Here is a 3,175-nt window from a genome sequence, read left to right as displayed (position 1 = left end):
TCTTGCAGGCCTTGGCCTGGCGCTCGGCCTCGTCGGCGTAGTTGTTGGCGAAGGCGATGACGCCCTCGAGGGCGAGGATGGTGCCCTTGTAGAAGTTGAACTTGTCGAAAGCCTCGGAGTTCACAGGCTCGCCAAGGGAGGCGATGCGCGATTTGCACTGCTTGATGAGGGCGTTGAGGCCCATGTCGATGACCTTTTGGTAATCGCAGATCACGCGACCCTCGGGCACGTCGAACATGAAGCGCAAGAACAGCAGCTGCGCCTGCATCTTGTCAACGAGTTCGAAATCGTCCATCGTCTCTTTCAGCACGGCCTCGGCCTGGCTGCGCCAGTCCTTGCCCTCCCAGAACGTGGCGAGGCGCAGGATCTCCTCGCTGTCCTCAGGATAGATGCGGTAGATGCCCAGGCGGTCGCCTTCCTTCTTCTGGAGGGTGCCCTCGATGTAAGCCTCCTCCTCGCGCTTGATCTGCTTGAAGCCCTCGAGCATCCACGTCTCGTACTCCGGGTAGACCTGCGTGCCTTGGAAATAACGGGACTGCGAACCCACGAGAAGCTCATCTTCCCAGATCACAGGCGTGAGGTTGGACAGAACGTGCTTGAGCGCCCCGCCCGCGCGCACATAAAGCGGATCGTTCCAGTGCTCCTGCATGTACTCGGTGTACAGGCGCGCCCGCTCGGAGTCGACGTAGGCCTCCTTCGAAAGCAGCTCGTGATAGCGCTTCGCCACGCGCGGCGTGCTGGGGCTTCCCTCCACCTCTCGTCGAACAAACGTATCAGCAGCGTTCATATGGCCGGTCTCCTTTCTTCTCATGCAGCGATGGGCGGGGGCGAAAGCGCTCCCCGCCCACCGTCTTCAGGCTTCACCGCCTCCCAGGCCGAAGGCCTGCGGGCGAGCCTTTCCTACTGGTCGAGCGCCCACGCCTCGTGCAAGCCGCGACCGTTCCACACAACCTTGCCGTTGTCGCGACGCACCATGTTGATGACCTGGTCCTTCGCCGGGCAGTGACCCATGCACCAACCGCAGCCCATGCACACCGTGTCGTCGAGGACCGGCTTGCCGTCCTCCATCTGGAGGGCGCCGTAGGGGCAGACCGTGGCGCACGTGCCGCACCCGATGCAGTTCTCCATGTCAAACTTGGGCACGATGGGCGACGGCATGGCCATGATGTCCTCCTTGGGCCAGTCGCGCACGAAGCCGAAGTCGTCCACGACCATGCCCGTGAAGTCGGCCGTGGTCTTGTAGCCCTTGCGGTCCATGAAGGCCGCCATGCCGTCGATGCACTTCTTGAGCACGCCCACGCCGCGGCTGTACACCGAGGAGCACAGGCCCGCCACGGTGGCGCCGGCCATCATGTAGCGCACGCAGTCGTCCCACGTGAAGATGCCGCCCACGCCGCAAACGGGGAAGCCCTTGAGCGACGCGGTGGTCTCGAGCATCTTGGCCAGGCTGAAGATCTGCCACGGACGGCCCATAAGGCCACCGACGGCGTAGGGGCCGCCGTAGAACGTGCCCGTCTCATGATCGATCCAGGTGCCGTAGAAGGCGTTGTTGGCCGTTATGGCCGCAGCGCCCGCGTCCTTGACGGCATGGGACACGATGGCCTGGTCGACGCACTGGGGCGTGGCCTTGAAGATGACCGGGATGTCCACGGCGTCGGCGCATATCTTCGTGATAAGGGAAGCCTTCGTCGGATCCATGGCCTGGGGCGCGCCGCAATCGAGCTGAGAGGCGTCCGCGCCGAACGTGGCGTGCGGGCCGCCGGTGTCAAGCTCGATGGCGTCCACGCCGATGGACTCCATGTCGCGCATGATGGGCTCCCAATCCTCGGGCTCCTCGCCTGCGGCGGCCACGGATCCAATGAACATGACGTTGGCGTCATGGCAGGCCTTCACGATCTTCGGACCCTCCACGCTCATCCACTGGTCGTAGGGGATCTCGGAGAACATCTGGCTGCACACCCAGACGTCCTTCATCTCGGGACCGAACTTCTTCAGGGAGTAGAAGAACGGGCGGGGCCAGTGGTGCGGACCGTTGATCTTGTGGATGGTCTTGCCAGTGAGCCAGCCGATACCCTGGTCAAGCACCAACTTGGCATCGTGCTCGGTGCCGCCGAAGCTGCACGACGACACGCCGATCGGGTTCTTGAGCTTGTACCCCAGAAACTCGGTAGTCAGGTCTGCCATGTCATTCTCCTTCTCTTCCTCGTATCCGCCTTCGGCAGGTCCCCCGCCGAAGGCCCTTGCCGGGCCTCCTCTCAGCCCGCGTCGGCCGCGTCACATCATGCGGCCGATTGTCGTCCGCAGACCGTAGCTCTCCAGCAGCCTGCGGACGTGGACCACCTTCTCGTCGGTCGGGGCTTCGAGCCTGCCGTAAGGCGACTCCATCCCCAAACCCTCGTACTTCGCCGCGCCGAGCGAATGGAGCGGATTGACGTCCACCCACTCGACTCCGCCCTGCCGGGCGAACTCGGCCGTGGCGGCGATGTTCTCGTCGTCGGCGTTCGCGCCCTCCACCAAGGGCAGGGACACGCGCGTCTCAACCTTCGCCATGATCGTTCGGGCATTGCGCAGGATCGTCTCGTTCGAAACGCCCGTCAGCCGCTTATGCTCGCCAGGATCCATGTGCTTCAGATCGAGCAGCACCATGTCCGTGTGATCGAGAACCGCCAACAGGTCGGCTTCGTCGGCGTAGCCTGTCGTGTCGAGCACCGTGGACACGCCTTCGGCCTTGCAGCGCATGAAAAGCTCCTCGGTGAAGCGCGGGCTTGAAAGGGGCTCTCCCCCGCTCAGGGTCAGCCCGCCGCGCGCTCCGTAGAAGGGCTTGTCGCGTTCGATGACTTTAAGCACCTCGTCGACGGTCATCGTTTGGCCCGACACCTCGAAAGCGTTGCGAAGGCACATCTTCACGCAGGAGAAGCACCTTGCGCAGCGTAAGCGGTTCACCGCCGCCTTCCCCGCGTCCACGCTCAAGGCGCCCTCGGGGCACGCCCCCGCGCACCTCCCGCAGCCTTGGCAGCGCGCCGCGTGGAAGAACAGCTGCTGCTCCTTCGCCCACGTCTCGGGGTTGGAGCACCACAGGCAGCGCAAGGGGCAGCCCTTCACGAACACCGAGGTGCGGATGCCGGGGCCGTCGTGGGTGGAAAACCCCGTGATCTCCGATACGATGGCTTCGCTC

3 protein-coding genes are annotated in these 3,175 nt (G+C 64.1%); all 3 read right to left on the bottom strand.

The genetic code is table 11. The annotated features are described in order from the left end of the window. Window positions 1-787, bottom strand: a 787-nt coding sequence (locus ACWKY3_RS09555; RefSeq protein ID WP_449316175.1) for a pyruvate formate lyase family protein, incomplete at its 3' end; no start/stop codon positions are given. A gap of 113 nt (window positions 788-900) precedes the next feature. Beyond that, window positions 901-2,184: a 4Fe-4S binding protein gene (locus ACWKY3_RS09550; protein ID WP_449316174.1), complete on the bottom strand. Its 1,284-nt coding sequence runs from the start codon at window positions 2,182-2,184 to the stop codon at window positions 901-903. A gap of 90 nt (window positions 2,185-2,274) precedes the next feature. Next, window positions 2,275-3,175: glycyl-radical enzyme activating protein (locus ACWKY3_RS09545; protein ID WP_449316173.1), on the bottom strand; the 901-nt coding region annotated here is incomplete at its 5' end.

This window comes from Rubneribacter sp., assembly GCF_965361815.1.
The sequence above is the reverse complement of the archived record's forward strand: the minus strand, read 5'-3'. Positions and strand labels throughout refer to the sequence as shown.